28 protein-coding genes are annotated in these 22309 nt (G+C 31.6%); 24 read left to right on the top strand and 4 right to left on the bottom strand.

Features of this window, described 5'->3' with window-relative positions; genetic code table 11:
* Nucleotides 1-25: 25 nt before the first annotated feature.
* Entirely contained in the window at nucleotides 26-295 is a 270-nt protein-coding gene (locus tag ACZ49Z_RS20140) for a hypothetical protein (RefSeq protein WP_464306083.1), read from the bottom strand.
* A 188-nt stretch (nucleotides 296-483) separates the two neighbouring features.
* Between ACZ49Z_RS20140 and ACZ49Z_RS20135 the strand changes: the two genes are divergently transcribed.
* From ACZ49Z_RS20135 to ACZ49Z_RS20110, 6 genes are all read left to right on the top strand, one after another.
* Nucleotides 484-1521 carry a tyrosine-type recombinase/integrase gene (locus ACZ49Z_RS20135; RefSeq protein ID WP_464306082.1) on the top strand — a complete coding sequence of 346 codons (1038 nt, stop codon included), beginning with the start codon at nucleotides 484-486 and terminating at the stop codon, nucleotides 1519-1521.
* Nucleotides 1522-1662: 141 nt separating this feature from the next.
* Nucleotides 1663-2379: a class I SAM-dependent methyltransferase gene (locus ACZ49Z_RS20130; RefSeq protein WP_464306081.1), complete on the top strand. Its 717-nt coding sequence runs from the start codon at nucleotides 1663-1665 to the stop codon at nucleotides 2377-2379.
* A gap of 172 nt (nucleotides 2380-2551) precedes the next feature.
* A complete protein-coding gene (locus ACZ49Z_RS20125) occupies nucleotides 2552-2950 on the top strand; it encodes a barstar family protein (protein ID WP_464306080.1) in 399 nt (132 codons plus the stop codon).
* Nucleotides 2950-3378 carry a hypothetical protein gene (locus ACZ49Z_RS20120; protein ID WP_464306079.1) on the top strand — a complete coding sequence of 143 codons (429 nt, stop codon included), beginning with the start codon at nucleotides 2950-2952 and terminating at the stop codon, nucleotides 3376-3378. The genes ACZ49Z_RS20125 and ACZ49Z_RS20120 overlap by 1 nt, the downstream gene beginning before the upstream one ends.
* A 236-nt stretch (nucleotides 3379-3614) precedes the next feature.
* Nucleotides 3615-3776, top strand: coding sequence for a hypothetical protein (locus ACZ49Z_RS20115; protein WP_464306078.1), 162 nt, complete (start codon nucleotides 3615-3617; stop codon nucleotides 3774-3776).
* 152 nt (nucleotides 3777-3928) lie between these two features.
* Nucleotides 3929-4690, top strand: a complete 762-nt coding sequence (locus ACZ49Z_RS20110) for a DUF2971 domain-containing protein (protein WP_464306077.1) — start codon at nucleotides 3929-3931, stop codon at nucleotides 4688-4690.
* Nucleotides 4691-5156: 466 nt separating this feature from the next.
* Here the strand turns inward: ACZ49Z_RS20110 and ACZ49Z_RS20105 are convergent, their stop codons facing one another.
* Nucleotides 5157-5963, bottom strand: coding sequence for a hypothetical protein (locus ACZ49Z_RS20105; RefSeq protein ID WP_464306076.1), 807 nt, complete (start codon nucleotides 5961-5963; stop codon nucleotides 5157-5159).
* Nucleotides 5964-6255: 292 nt separating this feature from the next.
* Here ACZ49Z_RS20105 and ACZ49Z_RS20100 point away from each other — a divergent pair, with 292 nt between their 5' ends.
* From ACZ49Z_RS20100 to ACZ49Z_RS20075, 6 genes are all read left to right on the top strand, one after another.
* Complete coding sequence (locus tag ACZ49Z_RS20100) at nucleotides 6256-6684, top strand: DUF4372 domain-containing protein (RefSeq protein WP_464306075.1); 429 nt, start codon at nucleotides 6256-6258, stop codon at nucleotides 6682-6684.
* On the top strand, nucleotides 6681-7451 hold the full coding sequence (locus ACZ49Z_RS20095) for an IS4 family transposase (protein ID WP_464306074.1): 771 nt from the start codon (nucleotides 6681-6683) through the stop codon (nucleotides 7449-7451). The genes ACZ49Z_RS20100 and ACZ49Z_RS20095 overlap by 4 nt, the downstream gene beginning before the upstream one ends.
* Nucleotides 7452-7563: 112 nt before the next feature.
* Nucleotides 7564-7788, top strand: a complete 225-nt coding sequence (locus ACZ49Z_RS20090) for a hypothetical protein (RefSeq protein ID WP_464306073.1) — start codon at nucleotides 7564-7566, stop codon at nucleotides 7786-7788.
* A 99-nt stretch (nucleotides 7789-7887) separates the two neighbouring features.
* Complete coding sequence (locus tag ACZ49Z_RS20085) at nucleotides 7888-8283, top strand: hypothetical protein (RefSeq protein WP_464306072.1); 396 nt, start codon at nucleotides 7888-7890, stop codon at nucleotides 8281-8283.
* Nucleotides 8284-8550: 267 nt separating this feature from the next.
* Nucleotides 8551-8775, top strand: coding sequence for a hypothetical protein (locus ACZ49Z_RS20080; protein WP_464306071.1), 225 nt, complete (start codon nucleotides 8551-8553; stop codon nucleotides 8773-8775).
* Between the two features lie 90 nt (nucleotides 8776-8865).
* Complete coding sequence (locus ACZ49Z_RS20075; protein ID WP_464306070.1) at nucleotides 8866-9885, top strand: hypothetical protein; 1020 nt, start codon at nucleotides 8866-8868, stop codon at nucleotides 9883-9885.
* A 242-nt stretch (nucleotides 9886-10127) separates the two neighbouring features.
* Here the strand turns inward: ACZ49Z_RS20075 and ACZ49Z_RS20070 are convergent, their stop codons facing one another.
* The gene (locus ACZ49Z_RS20070; protein WP_464308085.1) at nucleotides 10128-11345 is read right to left on the bottom strand and encodes a transposase; all 1218 of its coding nucleotides are present in this window, start codon (nucleotides 11343-11345) and stop codon (nucleotides 10128-10130) included.
* A 70-nt stretch (nucleotides 11346-11415) separates the two neighbouring features.
* Complete coding sequence (locus ACZ49Z_RS20065; protein WP_464306069.1) at nucleotides 11416-11610, bottom strand: hypothetical protein; 195 nt, start codon at nucleotides 11608-11610, stop codon at nucleotides 11416-11418.
* 292 nt (nucleotides 11611-11902) lie between these two features.
* Between ACZ49Z_RS20065 and ACZ49Z_RS20060 the strand changes: the two genes are divergently transcribed.
* The 12 genes from ACZ49Z_RS20060 to ACZ49Z_RS20005 all read left to right on the top strand — a co-directional run bounded on the left by ACZ49Z_RS20060 (nucleotide 11903) and on the right by ACZ49Z_RS20005 (nucleotide 22308).
* The gene (locus ACZ49Z_RS20060; RefSeq protein WP_464306068.1) at nucleotides 11903-12928 is read left to right on the top strand and encodes an HNH endonuclease signature motif containing protein; all 1026 of its coding nucleotides are present in this window, start codon (nucleotides 11903-11905) and stop codon (nucleotides 12926-12928) included.
* Nucleotides 12929-13163: 235 nt separating this feature from the next.
* A complete protein-coding gene (locus tag ACZ49Z_RS20055; RefSeq protein WP_464306067.1) occupies nucleotides 13164-13325 on the top strand; it encodes a hypothetical protein in 162 nt (53 codons plus the stop codon).
* Between the two features lie 189 nt (nucleotides 13326-13514).
* The gene (locus tag ACZ49Z_RS20050; protein ID WP_464306066.1) at nucleotides 13515-13979 is read left to right on the top strand and encodes a hypothetical protein; all 465 of its coding nucleotides are present in this window, start codon (nucleotides 13515-13517) and stop codon (nucleotides 13977-13979) included.
* 156 nt (nucleotides 13980-14135) lie between these two features.
* Nucleotides 14136-14699: a hypothetical protein gene (locus ACZ49Z_RS20045; protein WP_464306065.1), complete on the top strand. Its 564-nt coding sequence runs from the start codon at nucleotides 14136-14138 to the stop codon at nucleotides 14697-14699.
* A gap of 153 nt (nucleotides 14700-14852) precedes the next feature.
* The gene (locus ACZ49Z_RS20040; protein WP_464306064.1) at nucleotides 14853-15482 is read left to right on the top strand and encodes a hypothetical protein; all 630 of its coding nucleotides are present in this window, start codon (nucleotides 14853-14855) and stop codon (nucleotides 15480-15482) included.
* 628 nt (nucleotides 15483-16110) lie between these two features.
* Nucleotides 16111-16518, top strand: a complete 408-nt coding sequence (locus ACZ49Z_RS20035; protein ID WP_464306063.1) for a hypothetical protein — start codon at nucleotides 16111-16113, stop codon at nucleotides 16516-16518.
* A 605-nt stretch (nucleotides 16519-17123) separates the two neighbouring features.
* Nucleotides 17124-17630 carry a hypothetical protein gene (locus ACZ49Z_RS20030; RefSeq protein WP_464306062.1) on the top strand — a complete coding sequence of 169 codons (507 nt, stop codon included), beginning with the start codon at nucleotides 17124-17126 and terminating at the stop codon, nucleotides 17628-17630.
* A gap of 153 nt (nucleotides 17631-17783) precedes the next feature.
* The gene (locus ACZ49Z_RS20025) at nucleotides 17784-17984 is read left to right on the top strand and encodes a hypothetical protein (protein WP_464306061.1); all 201 of its coding nucleotides are present in this window, start codon (nucleotides 17784-17786) and stop codon (nucleotides 17982-17984) included.
* 12 nt (nucleotides 17985-17996) lie between these two features.
* The gene (locus ACZ49Z_RS20020) at nucleotides 17997-18215 is read left to right on the top strand and encodes a hypothetical protein (protein WP_464306060.1); all 219 of its coding nucleotides are present in this window, start codon (nucleotides 17997-17999) and stop codon (nucleotides 18213-18215) included.
* A gap of 162 nt (nucleotides 18216-18377) precedes the next feature.
* Nucleotides 18378-18752 (top strand): hypothetical protein, encoded by a 375-nt coding sequence (locus ACZ49Z_RS20015; RefSeq protein WP_464306059.1) that lies wholly within the window; start codon nucleotides 18378-18380, stop codon nucleotides 18750-18752.
* Between the two features lie 135 nt (nucleotides 18753-18887).
* Nucleotides 18888-19754 carry a DUF3347 domain-containing protein gene (locus ACZ49Z_RS20010; protein WP_464306058.1) on the top strand — a complete coding sequence of 289 codons (867 nt, stop codon included), beginning with the start codon at nucleotides 18888-18890 and terminating at the stop codon, nucleotides 19752-19754.
* A 52-nt stretch (nucleotides 19755-19806) separates the two neighbouring features.
* A complete protein-coding gene (locus tag ACZ49Z_RS20005) occupies nucleotides 19807-22308 on the top strand; it encodes a heavy metal translocating P-type ATPase (protein WP_464306057.1) in 2502 nt (833 codons plus the stop codon).
* The last annotated feature ends 1 nt before the right edge of the window (nucleotide 22309 follow it).

Here is a 22309-nt window from a genome sequence, read left to right as displayed (position 1 = left end):
GTAGGTTCAGTTTCTGTAGAGGATTTCAAAATTGATTTGAAATGACAGCTTTAGTACTTTTTTGGGTAGTCTCTTGTTTTGTTTTTTGTTGTCTGTTTTCTGTTGTAGGTTGTGGGTTGTAGGTTGTAGGTTGTAGGTTGTAGGTTGTGGGTTGTGGGTTGTGGGTTGTCTGTTTTCTGTTGTCTGTTTTCTGTTTTTTGTTGTCTGTTTTCTGTTTTTTGTTGTCTGTTGTAGGTTGTAGGTTGTAGGTTGTAGGTTGTAGGTTGTAGGTTGTGTTTGTGGGTTGTGGTCTCATAATTTTGGTTTACGTAAAGTTACTTTTCCAACTTTTGTGAATAACCCATTTTTGCTATTTTTTTGTTTTTTAAATTTTCAAATAAGTTTGTGTTTGCAAAGTTGTTTGTATTGCTGTGGGTGTGGTTATTCTGGTTTTGTTTTGGTGTAAAAAAAATAGTATTTTTGAAAGTATATAAGCCACACAAAATGAATTGGAAAGCCAAATTAGTTACCCACAGAGGAATACCTCGTATTGCTGTTTTTTTTGACAAAGACCTACGTTTAATTGCTCGTATTAAAACTTTTGATGGAGCAAGATGGAGTGCTTCTAAAAAATATTGGCACTTGCCTGATACTATAGCAAACAGAGTGCATTTTAAAATACCTCCAACTCCAATTCTATCGGAGGAAGGCATTCGGCAATTAGAAAAATTTAAACAATGGTTGCAATCGAAAAGGTATAGTGAAAATACCATTAAAGCTTATGCAGATGCTCTAAAATCGTTTTTAACGTTTTATACTCACAAAACTGTTTCAGGAATCACGAATGACGATGTCATATGGTTTACCAATGAACACATTCTAAAAAACAAATTTTCCACTTCCTATCAAAATCAGATTGTAAATGCAATCAAATTATATTTTAAAACCATACATAATGAAGTATTGATTATTGATAAAATTCATCGTCCCAAACGAGAAAAAGTATTGCCTAATGTTTTGAGTAAAGAAGAAATAAAATTCATTTTAGAAGCACCCAGCAATCTAAAACATAAAGCAATGCTCTCTATGATTTACAGTTGCGGTTTAAGACGTAGTGAATTATTGCATTTAAAACCTACAGATATTGATTCTAGAAGAGGTATTGTGCTCATTAGACAAAGTAAAGGAAAAAAAGACCGCATGGTACCTTTGTCTAACAAAATTTTAGAAATGCTACGAGTGTATTATGTACAATACAAACCTATGGTTTGGCTCTTTGAAGGACAAAATAAAGGTGTTAAATATTCTGAAAAGAGTTTACAAAGTGTTTTAAAACAAACATTGCAGAAAACTAAAATTTCAAAACCTGTTACCTTGCATTGGTTGCGACATAGTTATGCGACTCATTTATTAGAAAGCGGTACCGATTTAAGATACATACAAGAATTGCTTGGTCATAATAGTAGTAGCACAACGGAAATATATACTCATGTGAGCACAAAAAGGTTAGAACAAATAAAAAGCCCTTTTGATGATTTGTAATTAATAATTATTATTTTTGGGTAAGAAAAAAGTCTGACTGTTTTCAGACCTATCTAACAAATGGTTGTTGTATAGGTCTGACGAAGTCAGACATATAAACAAGTTAGCGGTCAGCTTGAGGACATCATAACTACAAACAAAATGATCAAAGAAAAGATAATTTCTGCCTATGAAACAATGGCTGATAAGTATAACGAACTTATAGACCACAAACCTCACAACGCATATTATGACAGACCAAACACCCTACAATTATTGCCAGATGTGAATGGAAAAACAATTCTTGATGTAGCTTGTGGACCTGGAAAATATGCTGAAATTTTAATTGATAAAGGAGCGATTGTAAAAGGATTTGATATAAGTCCAAGAATGGTTGAGTTAGCAATCATTAGGAACAATAACAAGGGGGAATTTTTTGTTCACGACTTCTCTACGAATTTCTCAATGATAAAAGATAATTCGTGTGACATAGTGCTTTGTGCATTAGCACTTCACTACATTGAAGACTGGACATTTACTATCAAAGAATTTAATAGAGTTTTAAAAAACAAAGGAACACTTGTAATCTCAATTGAGCATCCTTTTTTTGAATACAATTATTTCAAGTCAAAGAAATATTTTGAAATTGAAAATGTAAAATGCACTTGGAGAGGTTTTGGACAACCAGTTGAAGTAAACAGTTTTAGAAGACCATTACACGAGTGTATAACACCATTGACAGATAACGGTTTTTACATTGACAAATTAGTTGAACCTAAACCAACAAAAGAATTTGAGCAGTTGGACCCAAAACACTTTAAAGAACTAAATGAATTTCCAGCATTTATATGCATCAGAGCCATTAAAAGAGATGGCTAAAAATGACAAAAAGCCGAACCGCTAACAATGGCTATACGTAATGCGGGCGAAAGTGCTGATATGATAGTAATTACATTAAATAAACTAACTACTAAACGGAAAGTGAAGTGCCTTGAAAACCCGCACTACGCATAGCCGAGACCGTTAGCGGTCAGGCTAAAAGACTACAAGAATGAACAAGCAGACAATAATAATTAACGGGAGCAATTTTTTAGACTTGGAAAGTTTTTATGACGAAAAAGACCGAATATTGACAAAAGACCTTGATTGGGACACAGGACATAATTTAGACGCATTTAATGATTTGCTTCGTGGTGGTTTTGGAGTTTATGAATACGAAGAACCAATAAGACTGATTTGGGAAATTTTTTCAAAAAGTAAATCAGACTTAGGACTTGAAGCAACAAAGAAGTGGTACGAACGAAAAATTTCTGAAAACAAAACTGAAAATCAACAATTCTTTACAGACAAACTTAGACAGCTAACTGACAACAACGGACAAACTCTTTTTGACATTATACTTGAAATAATAAAGGGACACGAACATATTGAATTTGAAGCTAAAAACTAATGACTGAACAACGAATAAAAATATCTTTACTTACAATTGACGAAGGAGACGATACTATTCAGTTTCAAATTGAATTGACCAATGGCGTGAACTCAACAAGTATTGATTTTTATGGTTATGCAGACGAGTTTCAAGACTTTGCAAGCGAACTTTGCTTATTCCCCAAAAGAGTTGGCACAGAAATAAAATACGAGCTTGGTGAACAAGGACAAAAATGGGCTTATTATATTTTGCTTCGTGTTTTTTGCTATGAAAACAATGGGCATACTGCAATTCAAATAAAAATTGACAACAATAGATTAGAGCCACGTAAAAGTTATAGTGAATTTTATATATTGACAGTTCCTGCTTCAATCAATTTACTCGGACAGAAACTGAAAAATTGGAATCCGAAAATTGAAAAAGATATTGAATGGATAGCAGAATGATAAAAGCCTGAACCGCTAACAAGGTATTGCCAAAAGCGGGGCTGAACGGCTTCGATTGGATATTTGTGCAAGGTTCAACAGTAGTATTTCTATTGAACTTTTGTGCTAAAAATCCCCGCCTTCGACAATACCCGAACCGTCAAACTGTCTAAAAACCTATTCTAAAGCTTTTTTTATCCCTATAAAAAACCACTAAGAATAGTTGCGTATTCTACTGAAATTTCGTATATCAAAATATGAAATTTATCACTGGAACAGACAGAAAACAACTTCCACTTTTTGCTTTATCGATAGATGAAGCTATTGAACCAAACAATCAAATCAGACTTATTGACCTTTTTGTAGATACATTAGCTCTTGATTTTTTACTACAAAAAGACATTTTAAAGCTTTCTTAGCTTATTTTATTTTTTACAATACAAACTTATTCCCTGAAAAAAGTTTTTTGTGTAGCTTAAATCCGCTATTTTTACTTCAATTTATAACACAAAGTAAAATAAACGGAGGTTTTAAGACAAACTGCCGTTACCAGCAATATCCAGACACGCCTATGTTATTCTACAAGTATTTACCAATCAGAGAAAAAGACAATTATTTTGAAAATGAATTGTTGAGATTTACTCAAGCCGGCGATTTAAACGATCCTTTCGAGTGTCTACCACGAAAACCACAAAAAGGTGAGTTTACAGAAGCCATAAAATTGATTACGCAAATAATCTCTGGAGGTAGTAAAAAATTTGAAGAATATGGAGTGGGAAAATATAATGATGAGTACATAGAAAATACTTTTATAAAAGCTTATCAAAATATAAATAATGAAGTTGGAATACTTTCTCTAACAAAAAGTTGGAATAATTCCTTAATGTGGGCGCATTATACTAATTCACATAAAGGTTATTGTGTTGGTTTCAATCCAGAGCATGAATTTTTCAAAGATTATTTAAGTGAAGACACGAATTTTGCTAAACACACTAAAGACGTCACTTATTCTGACAAAAGGGTTAAAATCCCTACTACATTAACAGAACCAACACTAGCATTTGAGCCATTTTTAACCAAAAGCACTGATTGGGAGTATGAAAAAGAAGTGAGAGTTATTTCGACATTTAATTTATCCGAAACTATGCTCGAAAAAGAACCTTACAACATTTATCTTTTTAAAGTTCCACATAATGCAATCTCTGAAATCATATTAGGAGTTAATATAGACAATGATGCCGAAACTAAAATAAGAGCTTTTGCTGCCGAAAAAGGAATAACCATTTACAAGGCAAAAATTTCAGATACTGAATTCGATATGGAAAGAGAATAATGATACTGCTGGTAATAGCTAAGGTTTATTCATCAATTTTTATTGTTTTTTTATAGGTATTCATCTTCACTTCGTGGGTCGTTGCGTGCGAAGCACGAACAATGAATTATAATCACTGAACACAAAAACACAAATAATAAAAGTGAAGTAAACCGTGGTTGAACGTAATCTATTGTATTCCAGCACTATGGCGTTTTTGTTATGTTTTTAGAAGAAATTTCAAGAGGCATATAAGCCTCTTTTTTGTGGAGTAAAACCAAGGTGTTTTTTTAAGTGTTTTCCATCACTTTTGAGTATAAATTCCCTTACCCATAAAATTAATTTTTAGAGAGATTTGATTTTAGCTATTGCCGATGTTTGATAAAAATGCATTTTAAAAAGTTTTTTAGTGTAGCTTAAATCTGCTATTTTTACTTCAATTTATAACACAAAGTAAAATAAACGGAGGTTTTAAGACAAACTGACGTTAGGCGTAATTAAAAGAACCCCAATCAGATTCATAATTAATACCAAGTAAGTGAAACCAATTATTAAAATATTGGAATAATTCTTTACTTCTTTTATGTTTTCCATGATGGTATTTCATAAAATCCTTATAGTTCTGTATTTTATCTGCAATAAGCATTTCCTTCACTTCATTACAACTGAAACCCACAAATTCACTAATATTCATTGTAGATAAATAACTATTAGCAACTCTTCGATATTCAACCGCTAAAATTAATGCCTCACTGTCTATAGCATCAAAGGAATTACCCATGTTTTTATTAAACATTTCATCACTTTGTAATAAAGGATGTAAATAATAAGCATCTTTTACAACATCACGAGAGTTAATTTTTTCAAGTATCGCACCACCTTCATCAATATGATAAATTAAAGGCACTCCACTTCTTTTCGTTACCTCACCCTTATACTCATTTTGAATTAGCTTATAAGCTTTACTATGCCTTAAAACTTTATGATTAATCTTCCTACTTACAAGATATTGTTCCAAACCACATTCTTCAAGTGTTACAACGGCTATCATAAATTGCTGTAATCTTTTTAGGAAAATCTGTTTACCTCTATACTGTTTTAAAACATAAACACTCCCCCAAAAACCTTCATTGTTTGGGTCATTATACAAAGTTACTATTGAATTATCTTCTACTATAATTTCTTCTCTTACAGAGTAACCAAACTTCAAAAGTTGTTTGTATCTATATTTCAAATACTCTTTTCCTTTTTCTATTGTATCTGCGTTATAATCTATACTAAATTCAGTTTTCATATCTTAAGAATAACTACGCCTAACATTGTATATAGTTAATGCGCCAATGAAGGTAAGTGCTTAATTCAATCTTTTGTGGTAGGCGCACTAACCATATACCTACCGTCAAACTGTCTAAAAACCTATTCTAAAGATTTTTTTATTCCTATTAAAAACCACTAAGAATAGTTGCGAATTCTACTGAAATTTCATATATTTAAACATTGTTGTCCGACTAAAAAAGATAAAAAAGAAGCCAAATTAATGGCTTCTTAAAACTTATCGTAATTTAGATTTGTAAAACAAAAAAACGATGAGTAAAAGTAGTTATTTTTCTAGTAAATCAGTTTTCGGACAGCTGATTTCTTTAATTGATGATAAAAAAATAAAAGAATCAGTCAAAAAGCACGATTCTGATAGGTATGTGAAACGGTTTAAGAGTAAAAATCATTTGATTAGTATGCTTTTTTGTTCGTTTGCTAAATGTAATTCACTACGAGAAGTTTCTGGAGCAATGCTTGGTTTATCAGGAAAAACAGAAAGTTTTCAGTTAAGTCATATTCCCAAAAGAAGTACTTTGTCAGATGCAAATAAGAATAGAAAGGTTGATTTTTTTGAAGAAATTTACGATATACTGTTGCATGAGTATGGTTCGGTTTTATCGGACAGCCGAATAAAAAATGTTTTGAATAAACAGGTTAGAATAGTTGTAGCACTATTAGTTTATTTAAAAATATTTTGAATTGTGTTGGTCGTAAGTCTAAAGAAGGTAAAAGTAAAGGAGGAATAAAAGTCCATACAGTGATAAATGCAGATGAAATAGTTCCTAAATTGGTTTGGTTTAGTCCAGCCACCACACATGATCATAGCTTTTTAGAGAAGTTAAAATGTGATGACAATACGATTTATGTTTTCGATAAAGGTTACAATGATTATAAGGTTTTTGAAAATTTTACAATTGGAAAAACAGGATTTGTTACCCGAATAAAAGACAACGCATCATACCGAAAAATTGAAGAATTAGATATTGAAGATAGAATTCATAATGGTGTTTTGAAAGATGAGATTATAGAAGTTGATGTTAAAAAAAGTAAAGAAGTAAGTTCTTTAAAATTACGAAAAGTTACTTTTTATGACAGAGAAAGCAAACGAGAATTTGAGTTTTTAACCAATTTATTTGAATTAAGAGCTGATTTAATTGCTGGATTATACAAGATTAGATGGCAAATTGAGTTAGTTTTTAAACAGTTAAAACAAAATTTTCCATTACGTTACTTTTTAGGAGATAACGAAAATACTATTAAAATACAGATTTATTGTGTTTTAATTGTAAATCTGTTACTAGCTGTAATTCAAAAGAAACTCAAAAGAAGTTGGGCATTTTCAAACTTAGTTAGTTTTTGTAAAATTCATCTTTTCAATTACATTCAATTAATGAATTTTTTAGAAAACCCAGAAAAAGACTGGAAAATAATAAAATCAGAGGTAGAACAATTGTCGTTTTTTTAAATCCTACTTTTTGAAAACTAACAAAATGAAAACATAAAAAAGTGATTTACAAAATATTAAAAAACAAAAAAGTCCGATTTTAATTTTTATCGGACATCAATGATATTTAAATATGAAATTCATCACTGGAACAAACAGAAATCAACTTCCATTTTTTGCTTTATCGATAGATGAAGCTATTGAACAAAACAATCAAATCAGGCTTATTGATCTTTTTGTAGATACATCAGCTCTTGTTTTTTTACTACAAAAAGACTTTTTAAAGGCTTTCTTAACTAATTTTAATTTTTATAACTCATACTTTTTCCCTGAAAAAAAGTTTTTTAGTGTAGCTTAAATCCGCTATTTTTACTTCAATTTATAACACAAAGTAAAATAAACGGAGGTTTTTAGATTAACTGACGTTATAAGTAAGCCATTGAAAAACCGTAGAAAAATGAGTAAATTAGGATGCATATGCGGAAATACTATTGTCGACCAAAGTGATAATTTAGAGAATAAAGCTTATTTTATTAGGGACCAAGATTATGAAAAGTCTGAAAATTATACTGAAGATGTTGAATCGTTTATTAATGCTGTGAAAAATGACAGTCGGGATGAATGGACTGAAAAATATTTTAGTTCAGAAGTGTATAAAAATCTCTCAAACTCAATTGTAATTCAAGACATAATTAGCCGATACAAATTGAAATACGAAAGCACAATTTATCAATGCAAAAATTGCGGAAGTATAAAAGTCGAAAAAGGAACAACAAATATATTTGCTTCATTCAAAATTGAAGACAACCAAAATATGGATATCTTGAAAGGGATGATTGAAAATTGTAACTGATAAATATTTGGCCTACTTATAACAGCGGTTACAAGTAATGGCTAGTTCAGTACAATTCCGAAAATTGTTGCACCAGTTCGCACTTTGTGCTCGTGTCTCCGAATTTTCTAAAATAAGTTTATATTTGTTATGCCTTGGTAATGGTTTACGTAACTACTTGTAGCCGCAAACCGTCAAACTGTCTAAAAGCCTATTTTAAAAAAATTTATCCTATTAAGAACCTCTAAAAATAATTATGTATTCTACTGAAATTTCGTATATTTAAATATGAAATTTATCACTGGAACAGACAGAAATCAACTTTCTCTTTTTGCCTCATCTATAGACGATGCTATTGAACCAAACAATCAAATCAGTCTTATTGATCTTTTTGTAGATACATCAGCTCTTGTTTTTTTACTACAAAAAGACTTTTTAAAGGCTTTCTTAACTAATTTTAATTTTTATAACTCATACTTTTTCCCTGAAAAAAAGTTTTTTAGTGTAGCTTAAATCCGCTATTTTTACTTCAATTTATAACACAAAGAAAAATAAACGGAGGTTTTAAGACAAACTGACGTTGTAAGGCATTAAAACAAACCTGTGAACAGAATATTAAACCTTCAGAAAAACCTAATAATCTTTGGAATACCAACATTGATTATTGGAATGATGATAGCTCTTGCGAAATCATCGATTTTTATAACAAATCCAAATACACTCTCGATTGGAATTACGTTCGACCTATTATTGACAGTTCCTGTTATATACTTTATGCTTATCAAAAAGACGAGTATTCCAAAGACAACAGTTGTACCTTTTTTGATTATTGGAATGGTAGTCTGTTCCTTAATACTACCAATAGAAAATCAATATTATCTCAACCTATTTAAGACTTGGATGTTTCCAGTAGTTGAGTTATCGATAGTGTCATATATCATTTATAATGTTACCAAAACAATAAAGAGATTTAAAGTAATCAAAAATGATGAAGTTGACTTTTTCACAACACTAAAAAACACTTGTTACGAAGTACTTCCAAAAAGAGCAGTTATTCCTGTAGTGACAGAAATTGCTGTTTTTTACTATGGATTCATTTATTGGAAAAAAAGAAAACTAAATGAAAACGAATTCTCTTACCATAAAGATAGTGGAACAATTTCACTACTAATTGCAATCATTTTCATTGTTGCTATTGAAACTATTGTTTTACATATTCTTCTTCAAAAATGGAATGTTGCGGTTGCTTGGTTTTTGACTTTTTTAAGTATTTATTCTGGAATTCAGCTTCTTGGGTTTTTAAAATCAATGTCTAAAAGACCAATATTAATTAAAGATGATAAACTATACCTTAAATATGGAATAATGAACGAAACAACAATCGATTTAAAAAGTATCGATAGCATTGAGATTTCGTCAAAAGATATAAAACTGAACAACGAAACACAGAAGCTATCATTTTTGGGAGAATTAGAAGTCCACAATATTATCATTAGGTTAAAACAAGAAAACGAACTAACTGGACTATATGGTATTAAACGAAAATACAAGAATTTAGCATTGCACGTTGACAATAAAATTGAATTTACGAACCGAATAAATAGCGCCTTACAACAATGGTAACTGTTGCATAACTATCATTTTTTTAATAAAATTTCAAAAAATATAAAATTCTAACCTCGTTTAAGCACTTTTAAGCGAGGTTTGTTTTTTAGTTCCTATACAGATTTCAAAAATTTAGGGTGCTTAAATTTGAAATTATGAAGTCTGTAAATACCGATTTTACAAAAGCAAAGCACTTCCCTTGTTTTAGGGAAAAAACTTGGGTTAAAACACTTGGTTTTTTGATGGTAAAACGTAAGTATTTAGCTCTGCTGCAACTTCGTGGACTTCAAGTTATAGGTTAAACTTGCCATTAATACATGCTTGTTCGCTTGTTTTATGCCCCGTGAGTTAATTTTCTTCATATTCAGAAAGTTAATCAACGTGCCTAATACAGGTTCTACCGTTTTACTCCTCACTTTTACCATTCGTTTGGCATATTTAGCATTTTGAGTAAGTTTTTGATGCATCTTGTCATACAACGGTTTGTGAATGGTGTCTCGAAAGGTTTTCTCATGTGATTTACCTAAACAGGTTGCTTTTAATGGGCAACTTTTACAGTCTTTTCTACTGCTTCGATAGACTTTAAATTCATCTCCTTTTCTAGAGTTTGCGGTTTTACGATAAGGTAAATCGATACCTTGACTGCAAGTATATTTGTCATTTTCTTTATCATAAACAAAACCTTCTCGTTCTGGTTTGTATTGTCCAAAATTAGGCATCCATGCTTCAATATTGTTATCATCTAAGTATTTTAAAGCTTCTCCGCTACTATAACCTCCATCAGCTAAAATTTCTCCTAGTGTTATCTTATTTTCTTGTAAATTTTCTTTAGTAAGTTCCACAATTTGTTCCAAACACTGACTATCTCGTTTATCTGCAAAATCAGAACATACTCCTGTAATGACATGATAAGCATCATCTACTGCGAGTTGACCAAAATAGTTCAATTGTCTAGCTTTACCTGGTTTTACACTCACTCTAGCATCTGGATCTGTTGGTGAGTAATGGGTGTGATTCGACACATATTTAGGTCTAATTAAATTGCCGTTTTCGTTTGTTTTATCTCCTTTCTGACTACCTTTTGGCATGTTCTTGTAAGCTTCTTTTTTCCAGTTGTGGTGTTCTTCTACTAGATCCTTGCGGGTTTGGCTTACTTTATATTCACTATTCTCATTAAGTTCTTCTGCATAATATTCCGCATCATCTAATACTTCTTTTTCAATTAGACTATCCATAGATGCATTTGCTTTAATAAAAGCACTATCAACTGCTTGTCGCTTACCTCTAACCATGCCTTTGGTTACACACAGGGACAATACTTTTTTGAACAACTCCATGAATACCTCTTCTCCATACAATTGTCTAGTTCTACTTATAGTACTATGCCAAGGCAAAACTTCATCAATATCATAACGAATAAACAAGCGTACATCTAAACAGTTGGAACAATATTCTATGAGTTTTCTATCGGAATTAATATTGTTTAAATAACCAACTAAGCATATTTTAAAGAAGACAACTGGATCAATACTTTATCTCACTTAGCTTTTATTTTTCAATGGTGTTCGATGATATGCTTTGCAGTTCTTGTCCTTCTTGTCCATAATACTTCTTAGTGGATTTATATAGAAACTGAAAATCTATGGATTGATCTAATAATCTGTAGAAATTATGCTCTGGAATCAAGTCCGTTAAATATACTTGATAGAGCATTTTTGGTGTAAGTTCTTTTCTTCCTTGCATACTTAAATTTACAAAAAATGACTCTTTCTAATGTTTTCTAATTGTTATATTTGTGGAGTTGTGCAACAAGCACACAGGTTTTACGCTATTGCTAGGCTTGGGTTTTATTTGGAAAATGTAGTGATTATCTTTTTTCTTTTTATTCACGTTTTATCTTTCAAAGTTTTCGGTATATTTGTTATCGTCAGTCTTAAAAAAACGCAACAGACGTAAAGCCTGGGAACGTTGTTAGCGGTCAGCATTGGAAAACTGCGAAAAAGTAATCCCATTTTAAAATATTTTATAAGTAAATATGGTTGACTTAAAAGACTTTAAAAGAGAAACAGAATGCGTTTACAAAAATGAACATTATTCGGTTCGTGACAACGGAGCGGTGTTACGCTATCCAATTGAAGGAAAAAGAGCTCGACCTACTGATAACAATTGGACTTTTGGAAAACTAAACATTAAGTCAGGTTATTTAGAAATTGCTTCTGTTAGAGTTCACAGAATAGTTGCAACTGCATTTCACAGCGAACCACCAACAAAAGAACACGTTGTTGACCATATTGATACAAATAAGCAAAATAATCGACCAGAAAATCTTCGTTGGGTAACAAGATTAGAAAACATTTTACTCAACCCAATTACAGCAAGACGAATTGAACTTATTTGCGGAAGTCTTGAAGCGTTTCTTGCTGAACCTTCAAAATTCCGTGACAAATTTTCAGACCCAAACTATGAATGGATGTGTGCTGTTTCAGTAGAAGAAGCAAAAATAAGTTTAAAACGAATGCAATCTTGGGCAAAAAGTGATAAACAATTACAAGGAGGTTCGTTAGGACAATGGATTTTTAGCCGAGAAAATGTTGAAAGTCCAATTGTTACACGACCAAATTACATAATGTCTAAAACACCCAATGCAGCACAACGTATTGTTTTCAATTTTGAGGATAAACCAAACGAATATCCAAGCACTCCTCAAATGTTTATGGGTGAACCATTGACAGAATATAATGAACGTTTGACAAAAGGAGCAACTTTCTTCCGAAACCATAATGGAGAATATATAGTTGTAAGAAGTGGATTCTCTAAAGACAAACAAACCCTATTTGTATTGACAAAGGCTAATTACATATATCGAGAACAAAAAGATGGAGAATGGGAACCAGTGCCTTTAGATAAACTTTCAGAAAAAGTTTCTGATAAAGATTTACCTCATTCACTTGCGGAAGTAACCTATGAAGATGGTTTGTTTGTGCACGGAAGAGCTGAATCGGGTTTTCATCCGACAGAAGAGTTGGAAGAAATATTTACTGATTATACTCAAAAATTATAATAAAATGCCGAACCGCTAACACACGTTTGGCACAATTGCGAATTTTGTACTAAATTCACGTTTATTTTCCGCAAGAAATTTTATCTTTAACGGAAAATAATCAGTTCCGAAGTTCGCAACTGCTACAAGCGGCAAACCGTCAAACTGTCTAAAAACCTATTCTAAAGATTTTTTATCCCTATTAAAAACCACTAAGAATAGTTGCGTATTCTACTGAAATTTCATATATTTAAATATGAAATTTATCACTGGAACAGACAGAAAACAACTTCATCTTTTTGCTTTATCGATAGATGAAGCTATTGAACAAAACAACCAAATCAGGCTTATTGACCTTTTTGTAGATACATTAGCTCTTGATTTTTTACTACAAAAAGACATTTTAAAGCTTTCTTAGCTTATTTTATTTTTTACAATACAAACTTATTCCCTGAAAAAAGTTTTTTGTGTAGCTTAAATCCGCTATTTTTACTTCAATTTATAACACAAAGTAAAATAAACGGAGGTTTTAAGACAAACTGACGTTGGCTGCAAGCTGAAACAATTGAAAGAACATTATGAAAATTTAATCATTCTACTTTTTCTTATGCCAGTTGTATTAATGGCGCAAGATAATTCTTTGACAATATTTAAATCATTGGAAAATTACACTTGGAAAGCAGAAGGAACTTGGGGAGATGGAAGCAAATTCAAACAAGAGATAAGTTTGAAATTTTCATTAGACAACAAAATAGTTATAGTTGAATCCTTGGGCTTCACGAATAAAGAACAAACTGAATTCGGTTTAAGAAATCACGGAATCAGACAATATGACGAGAAATTAAAAAAAATAAGGTTTTGGGAGTTCGATGTTTTTGGCAATCTAACAGAAGGAACTGTGGAGAGCGAAGAAAAAAACTTGAAATACATGTATGATTACGGAGGAACATTTGTTACGGAAATGTGGATTTATAAAGATGAAAAAAAATACGACTTTATTATAGGAGTTTATGAAAATGGAGAATGGAAACAAAAATTTCTTGAAACTGAATTTAAAGGTAAAAGTAAATAAAGCCTGATAGTCAACAATTGCTATAAGTAAATGCAAGTACACACCAAGTTGGAAATTCCTGCGGTATTTCTAACTTGGTGTGTACTTGCAAAGTTAAGTGCTAACCCACGCAACTACTCATAGCCGAACCGTTGTAGCTAATTATTGAAAAACATAATGAATAAAATAAAAACGAATTTTATTTGCGCTTTTTTAATTTTAATTTCAATTTATTTTATTGTTTATCTTTATAATGATTGGAAAAAAAATGAATTATCTGAAAATGATGTAGAATATTTCGAAAGTGAACTTAAAAATATTAATAAAACTACAATTGGAGGCAAACATCCTTCTAAAATAGTTTATTTTAATATAAATAATTCCAATTTGACTTTCAGAATACTTGGAATTCCTTATGAAATTATCGAAAATAAAAAAATGGTTTCAGAAATTAAACCTGATAAAACTTTCAGAATTGGGATAAATAAAAACTATTCCGAAAAAACAAAAGACAATCTCAAAAATAAAATACTAAATCAATTTATTGATGACAGAATAAATCCAAATATTTGCTATTTAAAAAATAGTGATGTGGAAATTATTTCAATAAGTGAATATAATAAGCTAGACAAAATAAGAAGAAAAAACAATTTTTGGCTTGGGACATTAATACTAAGTCTTGTTATAATTATTAATTCTGTTTTGATATTTTTGAATTACAAAAAAGTTGAAAAAATATAACTAGCTACAATAACGGTTTGCTTCAATGGCTACTTCCGGATTTTCCGAAGGAAAATCCACAGCTGAATGGAATGTTTTGTTATATTTGTAATGGCTTGGTGTTGGTGCAACGTTATTGAGAGCAAGCCACAGACCGTTGTAGTGCATTTGAAAATGATTCGAAAATCGACTAAATATTTAGTAATTGTATTAATAAATCTGATAATTCTAAGTGGATTATTGGCATGTTGGACTGACTTTGTTGAATTGACTTTTAATTGTTTTGTTCGACCAATAGAATTTTTAAAAATAATAGGATTCACATTACTATCTCTAATCGGAATAAGAATCGCAATCGGATATTTTAGAAAAAGAAATACATCCATCAAAAAAAGAATTCAAATTTCTACTTTAATTACAATCTTGGTTTCTTCGTTTCTTTATTTTAGTTACTCTAAAAAGATATACGAAAATCGAATCCAAAAAAGAGAATTAAGAAATGAATTAGCAATGAAAATCAAACCAGCAAACGGACTTGCCTACGGTACAAAAGCTGATAATTTGACTTATGAAGAATATCAAGAAATCATCAGAATTAATTGGTTTCCAAAATTACAAATGGATGCAGACAGCATTTCATACTATTATACTTATGACGGATTTTTACCTGATTATTCATTTAATGTAGAGTATAATTTGCCGAAAAACATAGAAATTGACTCAACTGAATTTAAATACGGAGAAATAGAAGTAGACACAATCGGAAATAAAAAGCGGATAAGTTACAGTGAGTATGAAAAATAAAAACGCACTACAACAGCTAAGGTTTATTCATCAATTTTTATTGTTTTTTATAGGTATTCATCTTCACTCCGTGGGTCGTTGCGTGCGAAGCACGAACAATGAATTATAATCACTGAACACAAAAACACAAATAATAAAAGTGAAGTAAACTCGTGTTGAACCCTTCGATAGACTCAGGACAGGCTCACCGCTGAGATTCCATTCACAATGGGAATATCGAATCGAAAATTTAAGAATATACAAGAGGCTGTACAAAAAAAGCCCGTAATCTTGTCATTTCGACCAAAGGGAGAAATTACATAGCGCTAATTATGAGACTCCTCCTTGCGTCGGAGTGACAAATAGGTGTCGATTTTTTACTTTTAGGATAGTCTCTTATTTTGAAGTTTATTTTTAGTTGGTTTTTTGAGTGACTTCCTTCACTTATGAGCATAAATTCCATTAACCATAAAACTAGCTTTTACAGGAATATGAGTTTTGGCTACCGCTAATGAATGTTAAAAATTGCATTTCAAAAAGTTTTTTAGTATAGCTTAAATCCGCTATTTTTACTTCAATTTATAACACAAAGTAAAATAAACGGAGGTTTTAAGACAAACTGACGTTGTAGGTAATTAAAAAATGAAACATGAAAAAAATACTAATTTTAACAATATTATTACCGTTTTTTGGTTTTTCTCAGAATCTAGTCGGAACTTGGGTAAAAGCAAACGAAAAAGAAATAGGAATTCGATTTTTAGAGAATGGTAAACTCGAATTAGTTGATTTAAAACAACCTGAAAATAAAGTATTAAGAAACATAACTATAACGTATCAAAAAGTTAAGGATAATCAAGATACTTTCTTAATTATACAGCTGTTTAAAAATGAGCAAGTTTTCGAAACAAAAAAAATTAAATATTTATTCAAAAAACATAAATTATACTTACCTAACTTTTTGGAAAGTAACGGTGTTGAAACTATAAGAAATTACCAAGACGAATACAGGAAATTATCTAGAAAAGAATTAAAAAAAATAACTACCGCCAACAGCTAAGGTTTATTCATCAATTTTTATTGTTTTTTTATAGGTATTCATCTTCACTCCGTAGGTCGTTGCGTGCGAAGCACGAACAATGAATTATAATTACTGAACACATAAAACAAATAATAAAAGTGAAGTAAACTCGTGTTGAACCCTTCGATAGACTCAGGACAGGCTCACCGCTGAGATTCCATTCACAATGGGAATGTCGAATTGAAAATTTAAGAATATACAAGAGGCTGTACAAAAAAGTCCGTAATCTTGTCATTTCGACCAAAGGGAGAAATTACATAGCGCTAATTATGAGACTCCTCCTTGCGTCGGAGTGATAAATAGGTGTCGATTTTTTTCTTTTAGGATAGTCTCTTTTTTTGAAGTTTATTTTTAGTTGGTTTTTTGAGTGATTTCCTTCACTTATGAGCATAAATTCCATTAACCATAAAGTTAACTTTTACAGGAATTTGAGTTTTGGCTATCGCTAATGAATGATAAAAACTGCATTTAAAAAAGTTTTTTAGTATTGCTTAAATCCGCTATTTTTACTTCAATTTATAACACAAAGTAGAATAAACGAAGGTTTTAAGACAAACTGCCGTTGTAGGTAATTAAAAAATCAAATGTCATTAAATATCGACAATTTTAGAAACGAATATTTGAATTCCGATAAAACATTGAAGGAAGAATATTTTCTAGTGTATAATTATTCCGCCGGTTTATGTGAAATCCCAAGAAATATAACGTTATTAATTCACAAAGATTTATCATTCGAGATTAAATTTGTTTGGTATAAATATCCAGTACCAAAAAGATTATACTCAATCTATAAAAGTAATTTAATCCCTGAAAATATTATTGAAACTATAAACGAGATAGATGAAACTGAACAAATAGAATTACAAGAATTTTACTCAACGTTTAATGGAAAATATGTACCAGAAGATGTTTCTCGTAGTTCTATATATTTTAATCATAATGGAGAAACTTATTCAGTAAATATGAGTTCATATCTTATGGGCGAAAAACTTTTCATCAGCAATCAAGAAAAAACTGTTCTAAAATTACATGATTTATTAAATGAATGGAAAGATAAATTGTACGAAGCAATTACAGAAATTCACAAATAAAAACTACCACTAACAGATAAGGTTTATTCATCAATTTTTATTGTTTTTTATAGGTATTCATCTTCACTCCGTGGGTCGTTGCGTGCGAAGTACGAACACCCGAACAAAGCGAACAGACGAAGTAATACAAACTCACTCTCTAAAAAAAAACCGATGAACATTCCAAAAACATCAGATGATTTTCGAAATGAATTTTATTCATCTATTGACTTAATGGATAAAATTGGAGATTTAAGAATGCGACAATTTATGGACAAACTGAATAAAGTTTCTGATGAAATAATAGTAAATGGAATTGTTAAAGTGTTTGAAAACAAAAAAAGACCTGAAACGGAATATATTGACCAAAAATAAGCTGGAAAAATATTGGATAATCTTAAACCAAAATCTGATATTGATTTAAGCTTGATTCTAAAATTGACTATTGAGAATTGGAATAAAAGTGTTGAGGAATTCCCTTTTTGGATAAAGGAAAATTACGGAATTGAATGTGTAAAAAATAAATTGACTGAATTTGAAACTCAAAACTTGACAGCAATAGAATCTGACAAATTGAAAACGATTAAATGGTGGCTAAAAATATAACTGACGATTGTATGAGATTGATAGCAATCATTATGGGAAAGCCAACGCACAAATAGCACATTTGGTTTTTGTTAATTTGCAAAGTCAATGTTAAAAATTTAATGAACTTGAATTTTGTTAATGCTTGAGAGAATAAATTTTGTAATTTTGTGTTTTAGAAAAATGAAAAAAATTTACTATATAGCAATTTTAATTCTGGCAGGTTTCTTTCTGACACCTGTGGAGTCCTATGCTTGTAGTACAAAATCTGAAAATACGGAAACTTTCTCTCGTAACCAATTGGACTCCACAATAGAGAAAAAAGATTGTTGCGGAAAAGAAACCACGCAATGTGGTAAACAAGGAAAGGATTGTGAAGAAAACTGCGACAATTCTGATTGTCATTGTCCAACAAGTTCCTCAAATTTTACAATTCCTTTTTTTGCTCAACTTTTACAAACGAAAGTAATATTGAGCAAAAAGCTTAAATTTTACTTTCAAGAAGCTTATTACTCATCGGGCTTTCTTTCTATTTGGCTACCACCAAAAATAGGCTAATTACTCACATTGACAGCCATAGGTGTGTCTAAGCGAAAATATTATATCTTTTTCGCAATTCATTATTTTCAAGAATTAAAATTTAATACGATGAAACGGGGTTCACGAATTCCGCTTTCCAAAAACAATATCATTATGAGTAAATCAATAAAAATATTGATGGCAATTACTGTATTGCTATCGTTCACAGCGTGTAACGCTCAAATCCAAAATACTGCAACTGTAAGTTTAAAAATTTATGGTAACTGCGGAATGTGCGAAAGCACCATTGAAAAAGCAGGAAATGTCAAAAAAATAGTCCAAGTAGATTGGAGTAAAGACACCAAAATGGCAACTCTAACCTATGATACAACCAAAACGAATCAAGAAGAAATCTTGAAGCGTATTGCATTGGCAGGTTATGACAGTGACCAATTTCTTGCACCTGTTGATGCGTACAATAATCTTCCAAAATGTTGCCAATATAGCCGTGTAAGAAAAACGGAAATGGCTAAAAAAGAAGTTGTTGAAGATCATATGATGCACAATCACAATGAAATAACAAACGAACCTAAAATAACAAAACAAGGAGTAAATCAACTAAAAGGAGTTTTTGATAATTACTTAGCTTTAAAAGATGCTTTGGTAAAATCTGATGGCAATTTGGCTTCTACTACAGCGGTAGCATTACTGACTTCAATAAAAGCAGTAGAAATGAGTAAACTTACTGCCGTAGAGCATACGGTTTGGATGAAGATAATGAAAGATTTGATGTTTGATACAGAACATATTGAAGAAACTAAAGATGCAGGACATCAACGTGATCATTTCAATACATTATCTGATAATGTGTACCAATTACTGAAAGTTTCAAAATATGAAAAACCTGTGTATTATCAGCATTGCCCAATGGCAAATGGTGGAAAAGGTGCAAATTGGTTGAGTGAGGAAAGCGTTGTAAAGAATCCTTATTACGGTTCGCAAATGTTGAGTTGTGGTAAAACGGTAGAAACAATTGACTAATTAGAAATGGTGTAGCTGAAAGGCTGCACTGTTTTAAAAAAAATAAAGTAATATGAAACATACTTATCATATTCAAGGATTGACCTGCAACGGTTGTCTTAAGCACGTAGAAGAAATACTTTTAAGAGTAGATGGTGTTACTAAAGCGACTGTAAATTTAGAAAAAGCAGAAGTCACTATTGCAATGGAAAAGCATATCACCATAGTAACTTTTCAAGAAATTTTAAAAAATGATGGTGGCAGATATAGCATACATAAATTAGGAGAATATCATCATCAATCTGAACCCAAACTATCTGAAAAAACAAAGGGAATTGGTTCAGGAACATTTTACTGTCCCATGCATTGTGAAGGCGATAAAACTTACGATCAAGCAGGAAATTGTCCAGTGTGCGGAATGGATTTGGTCGAGGAACAGCATCTATCAATTTCTGGAGCACAGCAATGGACCTGCCCAATGCACCCAGAGGTTGAAAAAGAGGAAGCGGGTTCTTGCCCTATCTGCGGCATGGAATTAGTGCCGATGCAAGCCAATCTTTCGGCAGAAGAAAAAACATATAGAAACCTATTAAAGAAATTTTGGATAGCAACAGCATTTACAGTTCCCATTTTTTTAATAGTGATGAGCGAGATGATTCCAAACAATCTATTGAATAAGATAATGGAGCAGCAAAAGTGGAATTGGTTGCAGTTTGCACTTTCTATTCCTGTAGTTTTTTATGCAACGTGGATGTTTTTTGAGCGTGCTTACAAAAGTATCAGAACATGGAATCTTAATATGTTTACCCTTATTGGTATTGGTGCAGGCGTAGCTTGGCTATTTAGTGTTACTGGTTTGCTTTTTCCGAACGTCTTTCCTGAGCAGTTTAAGGCAGAATCAGGAGCGGTTCACATGTATTTTGAAGCAGCAACCGTTATTTTAACCTTGGTATTATTAGGGCAGTTATTAGAAGCTCGGGCACATAGCAAAACCACTTCGGCTGTAAAAGAGTTGTTGAAATTAGCTCCTAATAAAGCTCTAAAAATCAAAAATGGAGAAGAAGTTGAAGTCAGTATTGACAAAATAGCGTTAAATGACGTACTGAAAGTTAAACCAGGCGATAAAATTCCAGTAGATGGAATTATAACCGAAGGAGAAACAACTATTGATGAATCTATGATTACAGGAGAACCCATTCCTGTAAATAAAAGTATTGGTGATAAAGTGAATAGTGGTACTATCAATGGCAACCAAGTCTTTTTGATGCAAGCTGAAAAAGTAGGGAGCGATACGTTGCTTTCTCAAATTATCCACATGGTCAATACTGCCAGTAGAAGTAGAGCTCCTATTCAGAATTTAGCAGATAAAGTATCGGGTTATTTTGTGCCTGTGGTAGTTATTATTTCCCTCTTAACCTTTGCTGTATGGGCAATTTTGGGGCCAGAACCTGCTTATGTTTATGCTTTAGTCAATGCTATTGCAGTATTAATCATTGCTTGTCCATGTGCATTGGGTTTGGCAACGCCAATGTCTGTAATGGTAGGTGTGGGAAAAGGAGCTCAAAATGGGGTATTAATTAAAAGTGCCGAAGCACTCGAAAAATTGAACAAGGTTGACACTTTGATTATTGACAAAACCGGAACGATAACCGAAGGAAAACCAACAGTAGAGACCATCGGTTCATTCCATAATGGATTCAAGGAAAGCGAAGTGCTTCAATACATTGTTTCCTTAAATCATAATAGTGAACACCCACTGGCGGAAGCAACGGTTAAATATGGCAAACTTCATAATGTCGAGATTTTAAATTATAAGGTTTTTAAAGCAGTAACAGGTAAAGGTGTTGAAGCTACTATAAATGAGAAAAAAGTAGCCTTGGGAAATCCAAAAATGATGGAATATGCCCAAGCGAAGATTACAAATGAAATGGTTGAGGAAGCTAAAACCTATCAGAGGAATGGGAAAACGGTTTCTTTTTTATCTATAGATAGTTCTGTAGTTGGTTATGTTGTCATTGGCGATAAAATAAAGTTAACAAGTGCTAAAGCCATTAAAGAGCTTCAGGAAAAAGGCATAGCCGTAGTGATGCTTACAGGAGACAATTTCGATACAGCACAAGCGGTAGCAACAGAACTTAATCTTGCCGATTTTAAAGCCAGTATGTTACCAGAAGATAAATTGAAAGAAGTTGAAAATCTTCAAAAGAAAGGCAGTGTAGTTGCAATGGCGGGAGATGGTATTAATGACGCACCAGCATTAGCCAAAAGTGACATAGGTATTGCAATGGGAACAGGTACAGATGTTGCCATAGAAAGTGCCATGATTACCTTGGTGAAAGGCGATTTGCACGGAATCGTAAAAGCCATAAATTTAAGTAATGCAGTAATGAAAAATATTAAGCAGAATCTTTTCTTTGCACTGATTTATAATACATTAGGGGTGCCTATTGCTGCGGGTGTTTTATTTCCTTTTTTTGGAATATTACTCTCACCTATGATAGCGGCATTGGCTATGAGTTTCAGTTCTGTTTCTGTAATAGCAAATGCCCTTCGATTAAGAACAAAAGCGATTTAAA

The sequence above is a fragment of the Flavobacterium sp. KY-23415 genome (assembly GCF_055384985.1).
Note: the sequence above shows the minus strand (reverse complement) of the source record. Positions and strands in the feature narration are given on the sequence as shown.

Coding starts and splice junctions, on each gene's coding strand:
- ACZ49Z_RS20140 (WP_464306083.1), bottom strand. CDS start 295: ATGAGACCACAACCCACAAACACAACCTACAACCTACAACCTACAACC.
- ACZ49Z_RS20135 (WP_464306082.1), top strand. CDS start 484: ATGAATTGGAAAGCCAAATTAGTTACCCACAGAGGAATACCTCGTATT.
- ACZ49Z_RS20130 (WP_464306081.1), top strand. CDS start 1,663: ATGATCAAAGAAAAGATAATTTCTGCCTATGAAACAATGGCTGATAAG.
- ACZ49Z_RS20125 (WP_464306080.1), top strand. CDS start 2,552: ATGAACAAGCAGACAATAATAATTAACGGGAGCAATTTTTTAGACTTG.
- ACZ49Z_RS20120 (WP_464306079.1), top strand. CDS start 2,950: ATGACTGAACAACGAATAAAAATATCTTTACTTACAATTGACGAAGGA.
- ACZ49Z_RS20115 (WP_464306078.1), top strand. CDS start 3,615: ATGAAATTTATCACTGGAACAGACAGAAAACAACTTCCACTTTTTGCT.
- ACZ49Z_RS20110 (WP_464306077.1), top strand. CDS start 3,929: ATGTTATTCTACAAGTATTTACCAATCAGAGAAAAAGACAATTATTTT.
- ACZ49Z_RS20105 (WP_464306076.1), bottom strand. CDS start 5,963: ATGAAAACTGAATTTAGTATAGATTATAACGCAGATACAATAGAAAAA.
- ACZ49Z_RS20100 (WP_464306075.1), top strand. CDS start 6,256: ATGAGTAAAAGTAGTTATTTTTCTAGTAAATCAGTTTTCGGACAGCTG.
- ACZ49Z_RS20090 (WP_464306073.1), top strand. CDS start 7,564: ATGAAATTCATCACTGGAACAAACAGAAATCAACTTCCATTTTTTGCT.
- ACZ49Z_RS20085 (WP_464306072.1), top strand. CDS start 7,888: ATGAGTAAATTAGGATGCATATGCGGAAATACTATTGTCGACCAAAGT.
- ACZ49Z_RS20080 (WP_464306071.1), top strand. CDS start 8,551: ATGAAATTTATCACTGGAACAGACAGAAATCAACTTTCTCTTTTTGCC.
- ACZ49Z_RS20065 (WP_464306069.1), bottom strand. CDS start 11,610: ATGCAAGGAAGAAAAGAACTTACACCAAAAATGCTCTATCAAGTATAT.
- ACZ49Z_RS20060 (WP_464306068.1), top strand. CDS start 11,903: ATGGTTGACTTAAAAGACTTTAAAAGAGAAACAGAATGCGTTTACAAA.
- ACZ49Z_RS20055 (WP_464306067.1), top strand. CDS start 13,164: ATGAAATTTATCACTGGAACAGACAGAAAACAACTTCATCTTTTTGCT.
- ACZ49Z_RS20050 (WP_464306066.1), top strand. CDS start 13,515: ATGCCAGTTGTATTAATGGCGCAAGATAATTCTTTGACAATATTTAAA.
- ACZ49Z_RS20045 (WP_464306065.1), top strand. CDS start 14,136: ATGAATAAAATAAAAACGAATTTTATTTGCGCTTTTTTAATTTTAATT.
- ACZ49Z_RS20040 (WP_464306064.1), top strand. CDS start 14,853: ATGATTCGAAAATCGACTAAATATTTAGTAATTGTATTAATAAATCTG.
- ACZ49Z_RS20035 (WP_464306063.1), top strand. CDS start 16,111: ATGAAAAAAATACTAATTTTAACAATATTATTACCGTTTTTTGGTTTT.
- ACZ49Z_RS20030 (WP_464306062.1), top strand. CDS start 17,124: ATGTCATTAAATATCGACAATTTTAGAAACGAATATTTGAATTCCGAT.
- ACZ49Z_RS20025 (WP_464306061.1), top strand. CDS start 17,784: ATGAACATTCCAAAAACATCAGATGATTTTCGAAATGAATTTTATTCA.
- ACZ49Z_RS20015 (WP_464306059.1), top strand. CDS start 18,378: ATGAAAAAAATTTACTATATAGCAATTTTAATTCTGGCAGGTTTCTTT.
- ACZ49Z_RS20010 (WP_464306058.1), top strand. CDS start 18,888: ATGAGTAAATCAATAAAAATATTGATGGCAATTACTGTATTGCTATCG.
- ACZ49Z_RS20005 (WP_464306057.1), top strand. CDS start 19,807: ATGAAACATACTTATCATATTCAAGGATTGACCTGCAACGGTTGTCTT.